We start from the raw sequence: 18,897 nt of genomic DNA, 5'->3' as shown, positions 1-18,897 counted from the left end.
CGCCGGGTGCCACCCCGAATCACCAGATGCGCGTTCAGAATCCCTCGAGCACCACCTTGCCGCGCGCCTTGCCGCTTTCGATGAAGCGATGCGCTCGCACCAGGTTGTCGACGCTGATCCTGCCGTAGTGCTCGGCGAAGGTAGTGCGCACACGCCCTGCATCGACCAGCCTGGCGAGCTTCTCGAGCAGCCGGCGCTGCTGGCCGATGTCCGCGGTCTGGTAGAGCGAGCGGGTGAACATCGTCTCCCAATGCACCGAAACGCTCTTGTACTTGAGCGGACGGATGTCCAGCTCGGCCGGGTCATCGATCAGCGCGAACTTGCCCTGGGGCGCGATCAGCTTGGTGATCGCCTCGAGGTGCTGGTCGGTATGGTTGAGCCCGATCACGTAGTCGATGCGGTCGATGCCCTGCTCGGCGAGCGCTTGGTCGAGCGGGCGGGAGTGATCGACGACGCGATGGGCCCCGAGCCCAGTCAGCCAGTCGCGCGTCTCGGCCCGCGAGGCGGTACCGATCACTTCGAGCGAGCTCAGCTGGCGCGCCAGCTGGATGAGGATCGAGCCCACCCCGCCGGCGGCGCCGATCACCAGCAGACGGGGATCTTCGAGCGGGTCGGCCCTTTGGACCTCAAGGCGATCGAACAGCAGCTCCCAGGCGGTGATCGAGGTCAACGGCAGTGCGACCGCCTGGGCGAAGTCGAGCGATGCGGGCATGTGCCCGGCGATCCGCGCATCGACCACGTGCAGCTCGCTGTTGGCCCCCGGGCGATCGACCGCGCCGGCATACCAGACCCGCTCCCCGGGGGCGAAGCCTTCGACCTTGGCACCGACCGCCTTGACCACCCCGGCAACGTCCCAGCCGAGCACCTTCGGCGCCTCTTCGCTGGCGCTGCCGGGGCGAGCGCGCACCTTGGTATCGATCGGATTGACCGACACCGCCTTCACCTCGACCAGCAGATCGTGCTCACCCGGGATCGGGTCGGGGAGTTCGAGCGCTTCGAGGACATCCGCTGCGCCTGGGGCGCGATAACCGATTGCTTTCATGCTGGAAGACTCCTGTCGGATGGCATCATCGGACCGTAACGATGGACGACGGTCGGGATCAGCGTCAGTCTAATTGTCCGCGTGCGTTGAAAAAGACGCCTACCAACGAATGACTTTCTTCATCAGGGCGAAAATGATCCGTCTGGAAGACCTGCGTGTGTTCATCCACACCGTCGATCAAGGCAGCCTCTCCGCCGCCGCGCGCCTGCTGCAGCTCACCCCGGCGGTGGCGAGCAGCGCAATGGCGAGGCTCGAGCGCGAGCTCGGCGTGCGCCTGCTGATCCGCTCGACCCGCCATCTGCGCCTGTCCGAGGAGGGCGAGCGCTACCTGCCCCATGCCCGCGCGATGCTCGAAACCGAGCGCCAGGGACGCCATGCTCTCGATACGGGAGACGGCTTCTCCGGGCAGCTGCGCCTGACCCTGCCCTCCGGACTCGGGCGCCGGCTGCTCAGGCCCTGGATCGACGAATTCCAGCAGGCGCATCCACAGCTCTCGCTCCAGCTCCACATCAGCGACCGCTCGATGAACCTGTTCGACCAGCCGCTGGATGCAGCGATCCGCTATGGCGTACCGCCCGATTCAGGCTTGGTGGTACTGCCGCTGGCGGCAGGCAACCGCCGGGTGATCTGCGCCTCGCCGGACTATATCGCCCGGCACGGCGCGCCGAGCGAGCCCGCGGCGCTGCGCGAGCACAACTGCTTGTGCTTCGTCTGGCACGAACAGATCCACGATGATTGGCGCTTCCATTACCAGGGGCGCGGCCAGCGCATCGCGGTGAGCGGCGATCGCACCAGCAACGACGGCGAGATCGTCCACCGCTGGGCGCTCGACGGCCTCGGCATCGCCTACAAGTCCTACCTCGATGTCATCGACGATCTTCGCACCAATCGCCTGGTCCAGCTGTTTCCCACCGAATGGTGCGAACCCGCACCGCTGCATTTGGTCTGCGCCGGCCGCGATGCGCTCTCTCCCGCGCTGCGCGCACTGGCCAAGCACCTGCGCGCGCGCTGCGACCATCACCTGAACGAAAACGCCGCCCGTTGAGGGCGGCGTGGTGTAGGCCTGACCGGCGTTCAGCTCGCGCTGGCGGTATCGAGCGTCGCCATGTCCTCGGGGGCGAGGTGCAGGCGAGCGGAGGAGATCAGGCTGTCGAGCTGTGCACGGCTGGTGGCGCTGACGATCGGCGCGGTCATACCGGGCTTCGCGATCAGCCAGGCCAGCGCGACCTCGGCCGGGGTCGCCTCGACCTTGCGGGAGACCTGGTCGAGGGCGGAAAGGATCCTGAGCCCCCGGTCGTCGAAGTACTTGCCGAGGAACTCTTCACGGCGGGTACCCTTGATATCATCCTTCGAGCGGTACTTGCCGGAAAGGAAGCCGGAGGCGAGGCTGAAATAGGTGATCACCCCGATGCCGCGCTCGATGCAGAGCTCGCTCAGCGCGCCCTCGTAGGATCCGCGGTCATAGAGATTGTACTCGGGCTGGAGCACCTCGTAGCGTGGCAGCCCCTCGCGGCTGGCAACCTCGAGCGACTCCTTGAGCTGTGCGGCGTCGAGGTTCGAAGCGCCGATCGAACGGATCTTGCCGGCATCGAGCAGCTTCTGGTAGGCGCCGAGGGTCTCCTCGAAAGAGGTGTCGGGGTCCGGCCAGTGGGAGAGGTAGAGATCGATGTAGTCGGTCTGCAGGCGGCGCAGCGAGTCCTCCACCGCCTGGGTGATCCAGCGTTCGGAAAGCCCTTTTTTGTCCGGCCCGAGCTCCGAGCCGACCTTGGTGATCAGCACGACCTTCTCACGCACGGAGGGACTGCGCTTGAACCATTTCCCCAGCACGCTCTCGGACTCGCCGCCCTGATTGCCGGGCGCCCAGGCGGAGTAGACGTCGGCGGTATCGATGGTGTTGAAGCCCGCATCGATCCAGGCATCGAGCAGTTCGAAGGAAGTTGGCTCATCGGCGGTCCAGCCGAACACGTTGCCGCCGAACACCAGCGGGGCTATCTCCAGGCCCGTCTTACCGAGGGGACGCTTGTCCATCTTTCTTGACTCCTTGATCAAAGGTAGAAGCCGCGCGGCGCGAGGCATTCAAACCCCATTAAGAATAGAGGAAAGTGCAGGGAAGTGTCCTGCCTCATGCGAGCGCGTCGTTTGACCGTTTCTCTTCCTTGGGCGCTCGCAGCGCGGCCAGGGCAGCGAGCGCCGCCAGCGCCAGCAGCATCCAGAACGGTAGCGTCGGCTCGAGCCGATAGAGCGCGGTACTGGCGAGCGGCGCGACGATGGTGCCAAGTCCTTGCATCAACTGGCACAGCCCCGCCACCGCCCCCTGGCGACCCTCCGGCGCGGCCAGCGAAGCGCCGGCCATGAATCCCGGCAGAATCAGCCCGATCCCGGCGCCGAACAGCGCGTAGGCGAAGCAGTAGCTCACCGCCTGGGCACTCGCCAGCATCACCATCGCACCGAGCGCGAGCAGCGGTGCGCCGGTCAGTACCAGGCGGTGCGGCGACCAGCGCAGTACCCGGGCCTGCAGCGTCTGCACCGTCATCAGCATCACACCGACCAGCGTCAGTCCGATCGCCAGCAGCGAAGCCGTCCCGCGCGCATCCAGCCCGAGACGATCCTGGAAGTAGAAACCAGCGGTGAGGTTGATCGTCACCACGCTGATCATCGTCACCAGCCCGATCAGAAGCCAGTTGCGCAGCCCCGGATGCAGCGGGCTGAGCCGCGCCGTCCCTGGCTTTCTAGGCTTGGGCGCCGCGGCGGGCAGCATCACCGACACCACCACCAGCATCACCAGCGGCAGCGCTGCGGCGAGCATCAATGGCCAGAGCAGCCCACGGAGCACCAGCGCGGCGCTGAGCGCCGGGCCGACCACCATGCCAAGGCCACCGGCAGCGCCGACCATCGCCATGCCGGCACCGCGCTCCGCGGGAGTCGAGGTAACATCGGCCATATAGGCCTGGGTCGAGGACGGCGGCGCGGAGAGGAAGCCTCCCACCAGGGTGCGGGCGACGATCAGGGAGAAGAACAGCGCCGTGCCCTGGAGCAAGCCACTGAGTCCGCTCCAGGCCAGCAGGGTGAACGAGGTCCAACCGAGGAACAGCCCGCCAAAACCGATCATCAACACCGGCTTGCGTCCGAGCCGGTCGCTCAACGCGCCCCACTTGAGTCCCATCAGCGCCATCGCCAGCGAGCCGAGCGAAATCATCCAGCCGCCCTGGGTCTCGCTAAGGCCCAGCTCGCGGATCAACGGCGCCAGGATCGGTAGAATGATGGCCACGCTCATGCCACCGTTGAAGGCGCAGAGACAAAGGGTGAAGCGGGTCCGGTCCATTGAGGCTCCTCGTAGATGCGGCGCCCAGGGTACAAGATGGCGACGGAAATGATAATTGCTTCGCTTGATCCAAAAATGCCGCGCCGCACTTTGCCCACTGGACCCGCAGTCACTACAGTCGTAGTGTTCCAGCGCCGTCGGCGCTTCGTTACCAGCCCCTGGAGGCCCAACTCCTCATGATTCTCCCAGCGACACCCGATGATTGCGCCGTACTCATCGTCGGTGCGGGGCCCAGCGGCCTGGCCCTGGCGCTCACCCTCACCCATCACGGCATCCGCTGCCGGGTGGTCGACGAGCGCACAGGCCCCGACGAGGCTCCGCGCGCGATGGTGGTCCAGGCCCGAACCCTGGAGCTCTATCGCCAGTTGGGCTTCGCCGAGCGGCTGGTCGAGCATGGGGTCAAGGTCGACGTGCTCGAGCTGAGCGAAGACGGCGAGGCGCCTTTCCAGGTACTGCTCGGCGACATCGCATCGGGTACCAGCCCCTATCCCTTCCTGCTCTGCATTCCCCAGCGCGATCACGAGCGCTTGCTCGCCACCCGGCTCGCCGAACTCGGGGTCGAGGTAGAATGGAACAGCGAGCTGAGCGATCTCTACCTGCTGGATGACGCGGTGGAGGCAACGCTGGTCGGCCCAGCCGAGGAGCAGCGCTTCAACGTCCGCTACCTCTGCGGCTGCGATGGTGCCCACAGCCGGATCCGGACCCTTGCCGGAATCGACGGCCGCGCCGACGACTCGCGCTCGTTCTACGTCGCCGAGGTGCGGCTGGCGGACGACTCGCTCGGCCACACGCTGCGCTTCGAGCTCGGCCAGCAGAAGATAGACATGCTGCTGCCTCATCCGGTCGCAGGGCTGCGCCAGCTCGTCGGCACGCTCGATGAGAGCTCGGAGAGTCCCCTCGAACCCGAGACGCTGCGTCCGCGACTCGAACGCATCGCCGGGGGCAGCATCGAGCGGATCGAGAGGATCGATCGCTACCGCACACGCTCATCGATCGCCGATCGCTTCAGTCACGGACATCTGCTCCTGGTCGGCGATGCCGCTCACCAGCACAGCCCGCTGGCGGGCCAGGGCATGAACACCGGGATCGGCGATGCGATCAACCTGGGCTGGAAGCTCGCTGCAGTGCTGGAAGGCCGCGCCGACGAAAGCCTGCTCGAGAGCTACACAGAGGAGCGGCGCGGCGTCGCCAAGGCGCTCGAGGCCACTAGCGACCGCCTGTTCGAGGGTGCGCTCGATCACGGACTCAAGGGTCGGCTGCTGCGCTCCTTCCTGGTGCCTCACCTGGTGCCGTTTCTTTCCGGCTTCCCCAAGCTGCGTCGCACCCTGTTCCAGACCCTCTCGCAGACCAGGATCGAGTATCGCCGCTCCCCGCTCAGCGCAGGGCTCGCGGGCGAAGTGCACGGCGGCGACCGGCTGCCCTGGGTGAGCATCGACGACAGCGACGAAGACAACTTCGCAACCCTCGACGGCCTGCGCTGGCAGCTCCACGTCTACGGCACCCCGAAGATGTCGCTGGTGGTCGCCGCCGCCGCGCTCGGCCTCGAGCTCGAACTGTTCGACTGGAACGACAGCGCCCGCCTCGCCGGGCTCAAGCGCGACGCCTGCTATCTGATTCGCCCCGATGGCCACGTCGCCCTCGCCTCCCCCAGCCAGGACGTGCTCGCGCTCAAGCGCTATGTCGACTGGTACGGGCTCAGCTTCGGCTGACCAGTGCCCGCGGCCGCTCATGGTCGCAGGGTGAAGCTCAGCGGCTCGCCATCCTCGGCGTGCTGGCCGAGAAACACCTCGAACTCGCCGGCCTCGATGGCCTCGAGCGGACCTTCGCCGGGATAAAAGGCGAGCATGCTCGGGTCGATGCTGAACTCGACCCTGGTGCGCTCGCCCGGGTCGAGGGTGACCCGCTTGAAACCCTCGAGCTCGCGCACTGGACGAGTGACCGAGGCGACCGGGTCGCGGAGATAGAGCTGGATCACTGTCGAGCCGCGGCGTTTTCCTTGGTTGATCACCTCGACGCTGGCCTCCAGCCGGCCGTCGCGCGGCAGCACGCGGCTGGATAGTCGCGGGTTCGAAAGCGAGAAATCGGTGTAGCCGAGACCGAATCCAAATGGAAAGAGCGGGCCGCCCGCGACATCGAAGTAGCGCGAAGTGAATTTGCCCGGGTGAAGTGGATCGACCGGCCGGCCGGTGGGCACCAGGGCGTAGTAGAGCGGCAGCTGGCCCACCCGCCGGGGAAAGCTGACCGGCAATCGGCCGACCGGCTCGAAGTCGCCGAACAGCACATCGGCGATCGCATGCCCCCCTTCGGTTCCGGCGAACCAGGTCTCGAGCAGCGCATCCGCCTGCCCGGCCTGGCGCTCCAGGGTCAGCGGGCGGCCGTTCATCAGTATCACCACCAGCGGTTTGCCGGTGCTCTCGAGCGCATCGACCAGCGCAGCCTGCGCCGCCGGCAGGTCCAGCTCGCTGCGGCTCGACGACTCATCGCTCATCCCACGGGACTCACCGACCACCGCGACCACCACGTCGGCATCGCCAGCCGCCGCTACCGCCTCGTCGCGCAGCACCTGGGCCGGACGCGGATCGATCTTCACCTCAGGGCTATAGGTGGTGAGATAGTCGACCACCAGCGGGTCGTCGCTGAAGTTCGCCCCCAGTGCATAGCTCAGGCCCTCTTCCCCACCCCGGGCATCGGCCAGTCCTTGCCACAGCGACACCGCCTGTGCGGGCGAAGCGGCCCCCGACCAGCTGCCGAGGACATCTGCCTGGCTCTTCGCCAGCGGTCCCACCACCGCGATTCGCGCCTTGCGATCGAGCGGCAGCGTCTCCCGCTGGTTCTTGAGCAGCACCAGGGAGCGTCTCGCCACCTCGCGAGCCTCGAGGCGATGCAGCCGCGACGGATCGTCGAATGCCAGCGCATCCTCGGCCGAGAGCCCGGAGCGCCGATAGGGATCATCGAACAGGCCCAGTGCGTACTTGGTCGCCAGCACCCGACGTGCTGCCCGATCGATCAGCGCCGGGTCGAGCTCGCCGCGCCCGACCAGCCCGCCGAGGTGCGGGCCATAGGCCTCGCTGTTCATGTCGACATCCACCCCGGCCTGGATCGCAAGCCGCGCTGCCTGCTCGGCATCGGCCGCGACCCCATGGCTAATCAGCTCACCGATCGCGCCGTGATCGCTGATCACCAGCCCGCGAAAGCCCCACTCATCGCGCAGCAGATCGTCGAGCAGCCAGCGATTGGCCGTCGCCGGCATCCCATCGATGCTGTTCAGCGCCACCATCACCCCTCCAGCGCCGACATCGATCGCCGCCCGATAGGGAGGTAGATGGACCTCGCGCATCTGACGGCGCCCCATTTCCGCCGGGGCATAGTCGCGTCCACCCTCGCCCGCGCCGTAGAGCGCGAAGTGCTTGACCACCGCCATCAGCGAATCGGGCGAGGCGAGATCATCGCCCTGGAAGGCCTCGACCAAGGTTTCGCTGATCCGAGCGGTCAGCCAAGTGTCTTCGCCGAATCCCTCGGACATCCGCCCCCATCGCGGGTCGCGACCGATGTCGACCATCGGAGCGAAAGTGATGTCCAGCCCGTCGGCGGTGGCCTCCCGCGCCGCCACCCGGCCGCTCAGCGCAATCGCCGGGAGATCCCAGGTCGAGGCTAGGCCGAGTCCGATCGGAAACAGAGTGCGCTGGCCATGCAGCACGTCGAAAGCGAACGCGAGCGGAATGCCCAAGCGACTGTGCTCGACCGCTTGGCGCTGAAGCTCACGGATATCCTCGCGCACTACCGTGTTGAGCATCATTCCGACCTTGCCCTCGATGATCGACGAGACCACCTGATCGCGAGGATGGCTAGGACCGATGCTGACCAATACCAGCTGACCGATCTTCTCCTCGAGCGTCATCCGCGCCAGCAAATCGTCGAGGAATCGGGCTTCACCCGGGCTTTCCCCACCGCTCGCCCGGAGCTGCGTCGACGCCAGCGCAAGACACCCCACCACCATGCACAGCTGCCATGCCTTGCGCATCGCCATCCCCTTTAGCCGCTTTCCTCCGTATAGCACGGCGGCGGTATAGGCATGGCCTTATATCGTCGCATTGGCGGCGCAAAGCGTTCTTATCCGTCGATGCGCCCGACTCGCTCCAGATGCTCGGATAGCCGGCGAAGAACGAGGGCAGTCGAACCACGGCCTCACCGCCGCCGCTCGATCCCTCGACTGGCGCCACCACTGCCGAGCCGTTGCTCGACCTCAGCGCATATCGGCGCCGCTCGGGACGAACGGGTGGGGACGGAGCCGAGCCTTTAGCCTGCCCGTTCGAGGAAAGCATCCGAGGGCCCGTCGACTCGCTTCGCTCGCTCAGGGCGCTCGGAAACATCTCGAGTCGAACCACGGCCTCATCGCCGCTTCAGTCGAGCAGTCGAGCGCTGGTGATCTCGATCGGCGTCGCTGGCACATCGGTGTGAGGGCCTCGGCGGGTGGTCGGTACCTGGGCGATCGCGTCGACTACCTCCATGCCGCTCACTACCCGACCGAATACGGTATAGCCGGGCCGCCCGGCGACACCGTCGAGATTGGCGTTGTCGACTAGGTTGATGAAGAACTGGCTGGTCGCCGAGTCGGGATTGGCGGTTCGTGCCATCGCGATGGTCCCGCGCCGATTCGAGAGACCATTGCCTGATTCATTGCGCACCGGCGCCTGGGTGGGCTTCTGCGCGAAATCCCCGTCGAAACCGCCGCCCTGGATCATGAACCCCGGGATCACGCGATGGAACAGGGTGCCCGTGTAGAAACCCTGGTCGACGTAGGAAAGGAAGTTCTCGACCGTGGCCGGAGCATGCTCGGCATCGAGCTCGACTTCGATCACCCCTCGGCTGGTCTCGAGCGCCACGCGCTGCTCGGCGGCGAGAGCGGGGACGGTCACCAAGGTGGCCAGTGAAAGGGAAAGCGTGGTCAGGCAGCGCTTTAGCATCGAGAGACTCCGGTCGGTTGAGCAAGCGCAGAAGATAGCCGCCCGGGTGGCGGGACACCAGCCTCGATGACCGCCCTCCGCCCGCTTGGACTCGGTCGAGCGGCGAAGGTATCTTAGCCGCCCCCGGGAAACTTGCCGGGGAGCAAGCCACGCCGGTCGCACGGGCCGGCCGCCACACGGATCGATCATGACGGTTTCCACCCCCCATCGCGATGCCGATGCTCACACCATCGCACTCTCCCGAGAACTCGCTCGTCGCGACAAAGCGCTGGCCAAGCAAGCGCTCGAACTCGAAAAGCTCAAACACCGCGCAGATGCCAAGGTCCGCCAGTTGGAGGCGATGGAGAAGCGCTTCAACCAACTGCGCCACCAGAGCCACAATCGGATCAGCCAGCTCGAGGCCGAGCTGCGCCGCGATGCCCAGCGGGCTGAAGCGACCCAGCGTACGCTGATCCACCCCGCCGGGGGCGTAATGGTTCACCTGCGCGACGGCTGCCTGAGCATCGTGCTACCCGACTGCTTCGTGCTCACCTCCGAGCCGCTCGCTACCAGCGACAAGCACGCCACGGCCTTCCATGGTCCGTTGCTCGACACGGTGCTCGACTGCGAAGAGCGCAACTGGATCGTCGGCGCTCTGCTCGCTCTGGGGCGAGAATGGCGACGACAGCACGATTGCCTGCGAATCGAGGACCTGGAAGTGGAGCCCGCGCTGGTACGCAAGCTCGCTGCCCTCGACATCCAGCTGCTCAGCGAACTCTCCCCATACCTCGAACAGGACCGGCTCATCTCGCTCAAGGGCATCGGCCTGGCGAGCGCTGCCAAGCTTGAGCAGGCCCTGAAGCGAGGAGTCGCCCCACTCTGAGCGAAGCGGGACACTGGCGGCACTGTCATGGTGTGCTCCTATGTCCCCTGAACTGCTGCTGTTTCAATCAGCTACCGCGGATCGTAACCCTCTCGGCATCGAAGGCGCCGCGCTGCTGGCGCAGGAACTGTCCAGCCGGCTCGAATTGCCACTGACACGCATCGGCGAACCGGGACCACCGCTCGATGGCGACTGGAAGCGCCAGCTCGCGTGTGCTCAGCCGATGCTGATGCGCCTCGCTACCGAGCTGTCCGCCGTGATGGCCCGCAACGGGCTCCCCATCGCCCTGCTACCGCGATGCGCTGCTGGAATCGCCACCCTGCCGGTGATCACCCGTCATCGGCCAGACGCTGCCCTGGTGTGGCTCGATGCCCATGGTGATCTGAACACGCCGCAAGACTCCGCGTCCGGCTACCTCGGCGGCATGGTGGTAGCCGCCGCAGTTGGTCGCTGGGACAGCGGGCTGGGCGGCGGCTGGCCGCTCGGCCAGGTAATCCTGGCGGGCGCCCGCGAACTCGATCCAGCCGAGTATGCGCTGGTCGACACAGGCGCACCGGGCCTGGTTCCACCGGGCCCGGACTTCGTCGCACGACTGCTCGCCACGCTCGGCGACACTCCCTGCTATCTGCATCTCGACTGCGACGTGCTCGAGCCGGGCCAGGTACCGACCGAATATGCCGTCCCCGGCGGCCTCGAGCTGAGCCAACTAGGCGAACTCGCCACGCGCCTCGCATCCCGCGACAGCGTGGTCGGCATCCAGATTGCCGAGTTCCAAGCACGCTGGTCGCAGGATGGCCCTCCGGTCGATCCCACCGCCCTGATCGAGGCGCTCTCGCCGCTCTTCGACGCTCGATAGCTCGCTGCAGTTCTGCAATCCCGCTTGCCAAGTTGGTGGATGACGGAGATTCCCGACGCCTCTTAAGCTGCGAGTCGTGTCCCGCAGGCCACGGGGCGCCGAGACCGACAACGACAAAGAGAGCCTCCGCCATGAACCTTCCGCTCGCCCCGCGCTGGTCGGACGTCGATCGACATCCGACCCTGCGCAACCTGCGCCGACGCAAGCACCGCCTGATCGTGGTGCTCGGCATCGTCGCTGCGCTCTACTACTTCGCTCTGCCATTCGGCGCTTCGCAGCTGCGCGACCAGTTCGCGCTGCCGATCCACCAGCATCTCAACCTGGGACTCTTGTTCGTGCTCTCGCAGTATCCGGTCGGCGGCCTGCTCGCCTACTGCTACCTGCGCGGCATGCGCCGAATCGACGCCGAGACCCAACGCTTCTCCGCCCAGGCTTTCTTGGAGGAGCAGCGATGAATCGACTTCTTCGAATCGGCTTGCTCACCGGCCCGACGCTCGGCGCCTGCTCGTCGGCCTGGGCGGCACCGACGCTGGTCGAGGACTCCCAGCGCGGGATGACGCTCACTGTGTTCGCCGCGTTCATCCTCGCCACCTTGCTGATCACCTACTGGGCGGCGCGGCGCAATGCCTCCGCCCGTGAGTTCTATACCGCCGGAGGAGGCATCAGCGGGCTCCAGAACGGGCTGGCGATCGCCGGCGACTATCTTTCCGCCGCCGCCTTCCTCGGTGTCTCAGGGCTGATCGCGCTCTACGGGTTCGACGGCATCCTCTACCTGGTCGGCTTCTTCGTCGGCTTCATTCCGGTGCTGCTGCTGATCGCCGAACCGTGCCGCAACCTCGGTCGCTACACCCTTGGTGACGTGCTGGCCTACCGCAACGACTTTCGCAGCGCCAAGAGCGCAGGAGCCTTATCGAGCGTCTGCGTGGCGATCTGCTACCTGATTCCGCAGATCGTCGGCGGCGGCGTGATCGTGCAGGCGCTGATCGGGATCCGCTACGAAGTCGCGGTGGTGATCGTCGGCGTGCTGATGATGATCTACGTATTCTTCGGCGGCATGCGCGCGACCACCTGGGTACAGCTGATCAAGGCAGTGCTGCTGCTCGCCAGTTGCCTGCTGCTGGTGATCCTCGCCTGGGCACCGTATGGCTTCAGCCTGCCGGGCCTGCTCGGCGCGCTGGTCGAGCATCCGGAGGTGCGCGCCTATGCGGCCGGGCTGACCACTCCGCCCGGAGATGCCGCCGCCGCCGCTACCCGCCTGCTCGAGCCGGGGCTCTACTTGAAAAATCCGCTCGAGCAGCTGTCGCTGGGCCTTGCGCTGGTGCTCGGCACCGCAGCGATGCCCCATGTGCTGATGCGCTTTTTCACCGTGCGCGATGCCGGCACCGCGCGCCAGTCGGTGCTCTACGCGATGCTGTTCATCGGCATCTGCCACTTGATGATCGTATTGATCGGCTTCGCCGCCGCGCTCTACATCGGCGCGCCGACGATCAAATCGTTCGATCCGGGCGGTAACCTCGCCGCTCCCCTGCTCGCCCAGTATCTCGGCGGTGGCGCGGACAGCCTGCTCGGCAACCTGCTGCTCGCCTTCATCGCCGCGGTATCGTTCACCACCATCGTCGCAGTGGTCGCCGGCCTCACCCTGGCCTCCGCCTCGGCGCTGGCGCACGACGTCTACGTCGGAGCGATCAAGGGCGGGCAGGCCAGCGAGCGCGAGCAGGTGATCGCCGCGCGCCTCGCCACCCTGCTGGTCGGCGCGGTGGCGCTGGTGGTCGGGATTCTCGCCAAGGGCCAGAACGTCGCCCACCTGGTCGGGCTGGCCTACGCGGTGGCCGCCTCGGCCAACCTGCCGGCGCTGCTGCTGACCCTCTACTGGCGCCGCTGCAGCTCGGTGGGCGTGCTGGCCGGCGTGCTCGGCGGCACCGCGATCGCGATCGCCCTGGTGCTGGTGTCGCCGAACATGAGCTATCCCGCCGGTGGCACCAGCCTGGTCGGACTCGAAGCGCCGCTCATCTCGCTGCGTAACCCGGGGGTGATCTCGATCCCGCTCGGTTTCGCGCTGGTGGTGGTGTTCTCGCTGCTCTGCCCCGACCGGCTGAGCCAGACGCGCTGGGCGGAGCTCGCGGTTCGCCGTGATACAGGCCATGGCGTCGCTCAGGCCGTCGGCCACTGACTTCCTCACTGCCGCGGGACCTTCACTCGCGGCATTCCCATCGCTGGAGAATTCCGATGTCCTCGCTACCGATCTTCACCGCGGCGGCCTGCCATGCCGCCCCCGTCTTCCTCGACAAAGCAGCGACCACCGACAAGGCCATCGCGCTGATCGAGGAGGCAGCCGCCAACGGCGCCACCCTGGTGGTATTCCCCGAATCGTTCATCCCCGCTTTTCCGATCTGGGCGGCGCTGTGGGCCCCCATCGACAACCACGACCTGTTCGAGCGCATGGTCGAGCAGAGCCTCTACGTCGATGGTCCCGAAGTCGCCGCACTCCAGCAGACCGCCGCGCGTCTCGGGGTCAACCTATCGATCGGGATCAGCGAACGCAGCCATGCCAGCGTCGGCTGCATCTGGAACACCAACCTGGTGATCGACGACCAGGGACGGCTGGTCAATCATCATCGCAAACTGGTGCCGACCTTCTACGAGAAGCTGATCTGGGCACCCGGCGACGGCGAAGGGCTCAAGGTGAATCCGCTCTCTATCGGCCGGCTCGGCGCACTGATCTGCGGTGAGAACACCAATCCGCTGGCCCGCTATGCGCTGATGGCCCAAGGCGAACAGGTGCATATCTCCGCCTGGCCCGCGCTGTGGCCGACCCGACGCCCCAGCGCAGGGGGCAACTTCGACAACCTCGCCGCCAACCGTATCCGCGCCAGCGCGCATTCGTTCGAGGCCAAGGCGTTCGGCATCGTCTGCGCCGGCTACATGGATGCACCGATGCGCGACTTCCTGGTCGAACGCGACCAGGCGATCGCCGCAGTGGTCGACGACACCCCGCGCGCGGAAAGCTTCTTCGTCGATCCCACCGGGCGCCAGCTGGGGCCGGCCCTGAGCCACGAGGAAGGCATTCTTTACGCCGAGCTCGATCTCAACCGCTGCATCGAACCGAAGCAGTTCCACGACGTCACCGGCTACTACCAGCGCTACGACGTGTTCTCCCTGAGCGTCGAACGCCGTCGCCAGCGGCCGGCCACCTGGGTGGACACAGAAACACCGCAGCCGCAGCCGCAGCCGCAGCCGCAGGACATCCTCAGTTCGTGAAGGCGTCGTCGGCGCGAATCGCATCCTCCAGCGCCCGAACCACTCGTTTGATCCTCGGTGCGTAGCGCAGGTCACGGTGGACCGAAAGCCATAGGTCCCGGCCAAGCTCGAACTCTCCCTCGAGCACGCGCTCGAGCCCGAAGCGCTCGGCCGCGGAGAAGCTCGGCAGCATCACCAGCCCAGCCCCAGCCGCCGCGGTGAACATCTGCGCCAGCATGCTGGTGGAGTAGAAGCAAAGCGGCGGCTCGGGAAGCAGCGATTCGAGCCAGCGCACTTCGTCGATCTGCACCAGGTCGTCGATGTAGCCGACGAACTGGTGCTCGGCGAGATCGGCCAGGCTCTGCGGTGCGCCACGGCGCGCAAGGTAGGACGGGCTGGCATAGAGGTGCAGGCCGAAGCGGGCGACTCGCTCGACCTCGAGCCCACGCCCACCCGGAGCGAAGAAACTCAGGAAGATGTCCGCCTCGCGGCGGGTGACGTGAACCTGCTGGGTCGAAGTGACCAGCTCGATCTCGATGGTCGGCAGCTGCTCGCGAAACTCGGCGAAGACCCGGCTCAGGTAGAGCGACCCGATCCCCTCCATTGAGGCGATTCGCACCCGCCCATGCGCACCTCCGCTCTCGCCGAGGCGCTCGACGATCATCGCGAACTCGCTATCCATCCCACTGACATGCTCGACCAGCCGATGGCCCAGGGCGTTGAGCACCAATCCGCCGCGGCTGCGCTCGAACAGGCTCTCCCCCAGCATCGTCTCCAGATGAGCGATGCGTCGACTGACGGTCGATGCATCGACGCCCAGACGCTTCGCCGCCCCGCCAAGCCCCCCGCTGCGGGCCACCTCGAGCAGCACGCGCAGCTCGTTCCAGTCGATCCTGTCCGGCGTCATGGGCATTTCCTGTCTCGGAGGGCGGAGCGAGTGGATAAGCCAAGCGCACCGCTTCGCCTGAAAATCGGCTTTAAATTCGACCCTCGGCCTGATGCCATTGATGCAATCAACTTGTGCTAGCCTTTCGATCATGAACAAGACGTTAGGTATACGCACAGGCGGGCGCAGCGCAAGAATCCAGGCGGCAGTGCATCGAGCGGTGCGCGAGCTGCTCGACGAACAGCCGCGCGAGGCGCTGACCGTCCCGCAAATCTCCCAGCGCGCGGGAGTCACTCCCTCGACGCTCTATCGCCGCTGGGGAGATCTCGCCACTCTGCTCGGCGACGTCGCCCTCGAGCAGATGCGCCCCGAGACACTCCCCGAGGACACCGGCAGCCTGAGGGGAGACCTGCTCGCCTGGGCACAGGCCTATATGGACGAGGTAGGCTCGCCGCTCGGCCGCGATCTGCTGCGAGACGTGGTCTCGAGCCAGGCCGACGATTGCCCTCAGCGCTGTGCTGCGCTGCTCACCCAGCGCCTCGATCGGCTTTTGGCGCGCGCCAAGCGCCGCGGCGAGACGACGCCGCCGATCGATCTACTGGTCGACGCCCTGGTTGCCCCGTTGGTCTATCGGCTCCTGTTCGCCCCTCGACCGCCCACGCCCGAACAGGTCGAATACTGGCTGGATGCCTGCTTGGCACAAGCGCCGCGCAGACGACGGCGAAAGAGCGTGACGTCGGCGTCCTGACCCTCATCGGCCGCGCTCGTAGCGCTCTCGGTGCTGCTTTTTCATCGACAGGTATTCGCGGTCCTCGCGCACCCGCTGCCAGGCCGCGTGGAAGATTCGTGCCGACTCCGCCTTGACGGGGTCCTCCTCGCCGATCGGCAGCAGCGCCCCCTCGGCATCGTACTTGCGCCCCGACGGGCGCTTGGCATAGCGGCGCGAGCGGGTATAGCCCATCTGCAGGTACTTCCGCGCCATGTCCATACCGACGAAGTCGCCCGCGGCCTTGTAGGCGGCGAACATCTCCTCGAGCTTAGCGGCGGATGCCCGCGCGAGCTCCGGCGTCTTGAACCGCCAGTGCACCAGCAGCTCGCTCTTGTAGGGCTCGACATTCATCACCCCCTGCTCTCCACGCCCGATGCGGTAGCGCTCGGGATGGCGGCGGTGGTCGATAGGGGATGCATCGTCCATCGAAGCGGCTCCTGGTCACCCAGCTGAGTTTGCGGTCGACGCCAGGCCCGGCGGTGCCGAACCTTCGCCGCCTGCCCTTTTTTTCGACCCGCGAGGCTGCGGTGAGCACGCAGCCGGACGCTCTCCATTGTAGCCGGCCATGACGGAGCAGTCGGAGAAGCCCTCGATCGGCGGGCGAACATCGCTCAGTTTTGTATTTTTTTATCAAAAACGTACAATAGCTCGAAGGCGCCGCTTGCTCGGCGCCTCGCATCATTTCTCCGCCACAAGACCAATACGAGCGACTCTTTCGTGAATCCCGAATCCCTGTTGGCCCCGCGCATGGCCACCCTGCGCCAATCCCCCACCGCCATGGTCTCCGCACTGATGCGCAAGCGTCGCGCCGAAGGCGTCGACGTGATCGACCTCGGCGAGGGAGAGCTCGACTTCCCCTCCCCAGAGGTGGCCAAGCGTGCCGGCATCGATGCCATCGAGCGCGACGATACCAAGTACACCGCGGTCACCGGCACCGAAGCGCTGAAACGTGCGGTATGCGCCAAGTTCTCCCGCGACAACGGCATCGATACCTCGCCCGAGCGGGTACTGGTGGCCGTCGGCGGCAAGCAGATCGTGTTCAACGCGATGCTGGCGACCCTGTCACCGGGCGACGAGGTGCTGATACCCGCGCCCTACTGGGTCTCCTATCCGGACATCGTCGCCTTGACCGGCGCCACTGCGCGGATCCTGCCCACCAGCGCCGAAGAGGGCTTCAAGCTCACCGCCGACGCCTTGCGCGCGGCCCTGACCCCGCGTACGCGCTGGCTGATCCTAAATTCGCCGAACAACCCGAGCGGCGCGGTCTACACCCGTGCCGAGCTCGAGGCGCTGCTCGAGGTGTTCGCCGAGGCGCCGCGAACGCTGCTGCTCGCCGATGACATCTACGAACATCTCGTCTTCGAGGGCGAGTTCTTCACCCCGGCGGGGCTGCGCCCTGATCTCGCCGAGCGCATCCTCACGCTCAACGGGGTCTCCAAGGCCTACTCGATGACCGGCTGGCGAATCGGCTACGCCACCGGCCCCGAATGGCTGATCGAGGCGATCGGCCGGCTGCAGTCGCAGAGCACCACCAATCCCGCCAGCATGTGCCAGGCGGCCGCCCAGGCCGCGCTCGAAGCGCCTCTCGACTTCCTTCCCGAGCGGCTCGAGCGGCTGCGCCGCCGTCGTGACCTGATGGTCGAAGGCATCCGCGCGATCGATGGGCTCGACTGCGCCACGCCCCAAGGGGCGTTCTATCTCTACGTCGACTGCGCCGGGCTGATCGGCAAGCGTTCCCCGCAGGGCCTGCGGCTGGAGAACGACCAGATGGTCGCCGACCATTTCGCCGCCTCGGCCGGGGTCGGCGTCGTGCCTGGCACGGCCTTCGGACTCTCCCCCTACCTGCGCCTGGCCTACGGCCAACCGAGCGCGCGGCTGCGCGAGGCGCTGGCCCGGCTGGCGGAGTGCTGCGCGCGGCTGGACTGAAATCAATGCGATAGAAACGAACATCGCCTCGCGGCGGCGCCGCGAGGCGATGGCAGTGGGCGATGGCTGGGCTCAATCCACCAGCAGGGGTTCGATCAGCGGCTGGCGGCGGAAGTCAGCGAAAACGGCGCTCAGTTCGGCCAGCTGGGCGGCGTCGAGGTCGCGCAATGGGGCACGCACGCCGCCGACACGCCAGCCACGCAGGCGCATCATCGCCTTGGTAGTCTGCGGCTGGCCGAAGCGACGGCACAGTTCGCGCAGCGGGAACCACGCCTGGTGCAGGGCGCGGGCCTGGTCGAGCCGCCCCACGCGAGTGGCGTCGAAAATCGCCTTGATCAGCTCGGGAAGCGCGCAGCTATTGGTGCTGCTCACTCCATCCACGCCGGCACTGAGCGTCGAGACCATCGACAGGTCGGAGGCGGCGATGATCTTGAGCCTGGGCTGCAGGCGATGGAGCAGGCGATCGACGCTGGTCGGCGAGAGCTCCCCCTGCTTGAGCGCGACCACGCCGTCGATCGCGGCCAATCGCTCGATCTCAGCCGGGCTCAGCGTCGCGCCGACGCCGGGGGCGTTGTAGATCATCACCCCGGTGGCGCTGCGGGCGGCGAGTTCGGCGAAGTAGGCCTCGGTGTGCTCGAAGGTGATCTCGCAGGCATAGGGTGGCGTGAGCATCGGCAGGCCGCCGAGCCGACCGGCGAGCTCGGTGAGCTCGCAAGCCTCGCGCGCGTCGCCCGATGCGGCGCACAGCAGCACCGGCAGCCGGCCGTCGACGACCGCCATCGCCGCGGTGAAGAGCTCGGCGCGCTCGCGGGTGGTCTGCGCGGCGAACTCCCCATAGGTGCCGCCGATCAGGATGCCGTCGTAGCCGTGGCCGATCGCACGCTCGAGGTTGAGCTCGAACGCTGCGCGGTCCAGCTCGCCGCGGTCATCGAAGGGGGTGACGCAGATGTTGAACAGGCCCTCGATACGCGGGGCCAGGGGATGGTTCGAAGTCATCGATAGTGTTCCATTGCAGGGTTGGAGAAATCGATCG

The 18,897-nt window shown here is 66.7% G+C and carries 17 protein-coding genes; 9 read left to right on the top strand and 8 right to left on the bottom strand.

Translation table 11 applies throughout. The features are described 5' to 3' along the window. Window positions 1-34: 34 nt before the first annotated feature. Window positions 35-1,042, bottom strand: a complete 1,008-nt coding sequence (locus Q376_RS0119055; protein WP_027351642.1) for a zinc-binding alcohol dehydrogenase family protein — start codon at window positions 1,040-1,042, stop codon at window positions 35-37. A 109-nt stretch (window positions 1,043-1,151) separates the two neighbouring features. Here Q376_RS0119055 and Q376_RS0119050 point away from each other — a divergent pair, with 109 nt between their 5' ends. Continuing rightward, on the top strand, window positions 1,152-2,087 hold the full coding sequence (locus Q376_RS0119050) for a LysR family transcriptional regulator (RefSeq protein ID WP_245598999.1): 936 nt from the start codon (window positions 1,152-1,154) through the stop codon (window positions 2,085-2,087). Between the two features lie 29 nt (window positions 2,088-2,116). Here the strand turns inward: Q376_RS0119050 and Q376_RS0119045 are convergent, their stop codons facing one another. Both Q376_RS0119045 and Q376_RS23575 read right to left on the bottom strand, forming a co-directional pair. After that, window positions 2,117-3,070, bottom strand: a complete 954-nt coding sequence (locus Q376_RS0119045; RefSeq protein ID WP_027351640.1) for an aldo/keto reductase — start codon at window positions 3,068-3,070, stop codon at window positions 2,117-2,119. 94 nt (window positions 3,071-3,164) lie between these two features. Then, the gene (locus Q376_RS23575) at window positions 3,165-4,364 is read right to left on the bottom strand and encodes an MFS transporter (protein ID WP_052365542.1); all 1,200 of its coding nucleotides are present in this window, start codon (window positions 4,362-4,364) and stop codon (window positions 3,165-3,167) included. Between the two features lie 176 nt (window positions 4,365-4,540). On the opposite strand from Q376_RS23575, the gene Q376_RS0119035 reads away from it, so the two are divergent. Continuing rightward, window positions 4,541-6,073, top strand: coding sequence for an FAD-dependent monooxygenase (locus Q376_RS0119035; RefSeq protein ID WP_027351639.1), 1,533 nt, complete (start codon window positions 4,541-4,543; stop codon window positions 6,071-6,073). A gap of 17 nt (window positions 6,074-6,090) precedes the next feature. Here Q376_RS0119035 and bglX read toward each other — a convergent pair whose 3' ends face one another. Both bglX and Q376_RS0119025 read right to left on the bottom strand, forming a co-directional pair. Further along, complete coding sequence (bglX, locus tag Q376_RS0119030; protein WP_027351638.1) at window positions 6,091-8,385, bottom strand: beta-glucosidase BglX; 2,295 nt, start codon at window positions 8,383-8,385, stop codon at window positions 6,091-6,093. 379 nt (window positions 8,386-8,764) lie between these two features. Continuing rightward, window positions 8,765-9,328 (bottom strand): peptidylprolyl isomerase, encoded by a 564-nt coding sequence (locus Q376_RS0119025; protein ID WP_027351637.1) that lies wholly within the window; start codon window positions 9,326-9,328, stop codon window positions 8,765-8,767. Between the two features lie 187 nt (window positions 9,329-9,515). Between Q376_RS0119025 and Q376_RS0119020 the strand changes: the two genes are divergently transcribed. From Q376_RS0119020 to Q376_RS23565, 5 genes are all read left to right on the top strand, one after another. Continuing rightward, window positions 9,516-10,190, top strand: coding sequence for a hypothetical protein (locus tag Q376_RS0119020; protein WP_027351636.1), 675 nt, complete (start codon window positions 9,516-9,518; stop codon window positions 10,188-10,190). A gap of 40 nt (window positions 10,191-10,230) precedes the next feature. After that, window positions 10,231-11,046 carry an arginase family protein gene (locus Q376_RS0119015; RefSeq protein ID WP_027351635.1) on the top strand — a complete coding sequence of 272 codons (816 nt, stop codon included), beginning with the start codon at window positions 10,231-10,233 and terminating at the stop codon, window positions 11,044-11,046. Window positions 11,047-11,177: 131 nt separating this feature from the next. After that, the gene (locus Q376_RS23570; RefSeq protein ID WP_052365541.1) at window positions 11,178-11,501 is read left to right on the top strand and encodes a DUF485 domain-containing protein; all 324 of its coding nucleotides are present in this window, start codon (window positions 11,178-11,180) and stop codon (window positions 11,499-11,501) included. Next, complete coding sequence (locus tag Q376_RS0119005; RefSeq protein WP_052365540.1) at window positions 11,498-13,216, top strand: solute symporter family protein; 1,719 nt, start codon at window positions 11,498-11,500, stop codon at window positions 13,214-13,216. Before Q376_RS23570 ends, Q376_RS0119005 begins: the two co-directional genes overlap by 4 nt. 56 nt (window positions 13,217-13,272) lie before the next feature. Next, the gene (locus Q376_RS23565) at window positions 13,273-14,304 is read left to right on the top strand and encodes a carbon-nitrogen hydrolase family protein (protein WP_052365539.1); all 1,032 of its coding nucleotides are present in this window, start codon (window positions 13,273-13,275) and stop codon (window positions 14,302-14,304) included. On the opposite strand, the gene Q376_RS0118995 is transcribed toward Q376_RS23565, so the two are convergent. Next, window positions 14,294-15,190, bottom strand: coding sequence for a LysR family transcriptional regulator (locus tag Q376_RS0118995; RefSeq protein WP_027351633.1), 897 nt, complete (start codon window positions 15,188-15,190; stop codon window positions 14,294-14,296). The two genes, Q376_RS23565 and Q376_RS0118995, sit on opposite strands and share 11 nt — an antisense overlap. A 130-nt stretch (window positions 15,191-15,320) precedes the next feature. Between Q376_RS0118995 and Q376_RS23560 the strand changes: the two genes are divergently transcribed. Further along, window positions 15,321-15,917, top strand: a complete 597-nt coding sequence (locus tag Q376_RS23560; RefSeq protein WP_052365538.1) for a TetR/AcrR family transcriptional regulator — start codon at window positions 15,321-15,323, stop codon at window positions 15,915-15,917. Between the two features lie 3 nt (window positions 15,918-15,920). On the opposite strand, the gene Q376_RS0118985 is transcribed toward Q376_RS23560, so the two are convergent. After that, window positions 15,921-16,364: a DUF4385 domain-containing protein gene (locus Q376_RS0118985; RefSeq protein WP_027351632.1), complete on the bottom strand. Its 444-nt coding sequence runs from the start codon at window positions 16,362-16,364 to the stop codon at window positions 15,921-15,923. A gap of 291 nt (window positions 16,365-16,655) precedes the next feature. On the opposite strand from Q376_RS0118985, the gene Q376_RS0118980 reads away from it, so the two are divergent. Beyond that, window positions 16,656-17,864, top strand: a complete 1,209-nt coding sequence (locus Q376_RS0118980) for a pyridoxal phosphate-dependent aminotransferase (protein WP_027351631.1) — start codon at window positions 16,656-16,658, stop codon at window positions 17,862-17,864. Window positions 17,865-17,936: 72 nt separating this feature from the next. On the opposite strand, the gene Q376_RS23555 is transcribed toward Q376_RS0118980, so the two are convergent. Further along, on the bottom strand, window positions 17,937-18,860 hold the full coding sequence (locus tag Q376_RS23555) for a dihydrodipicolinate synthase family protein (RefSeq protein ID WP_052365537.1): 924 nt from the start codon (window positions 18,858-18,860) through the stop codon (window positions 17,937-17,939). Between the last annotated feature and the right edge of the window lie 37 nt (window positions 18,861-18,897).

It is taken from the genome of Halotalea alkalilenta DSM 17697, assembly GCF_000621205.1.
GTDB classification, from domain to species: Bacteria; Pseudomonadota; Gammaproteobacteria; order Pseudomonadales; family Halomonadaceae; genus Halotalea; species Halotalea alkalilenta.
Note: the sequence above shows the minus strand (reverse complement) of the source record. Positions and strands in the feature narration are given on the sequence as shown.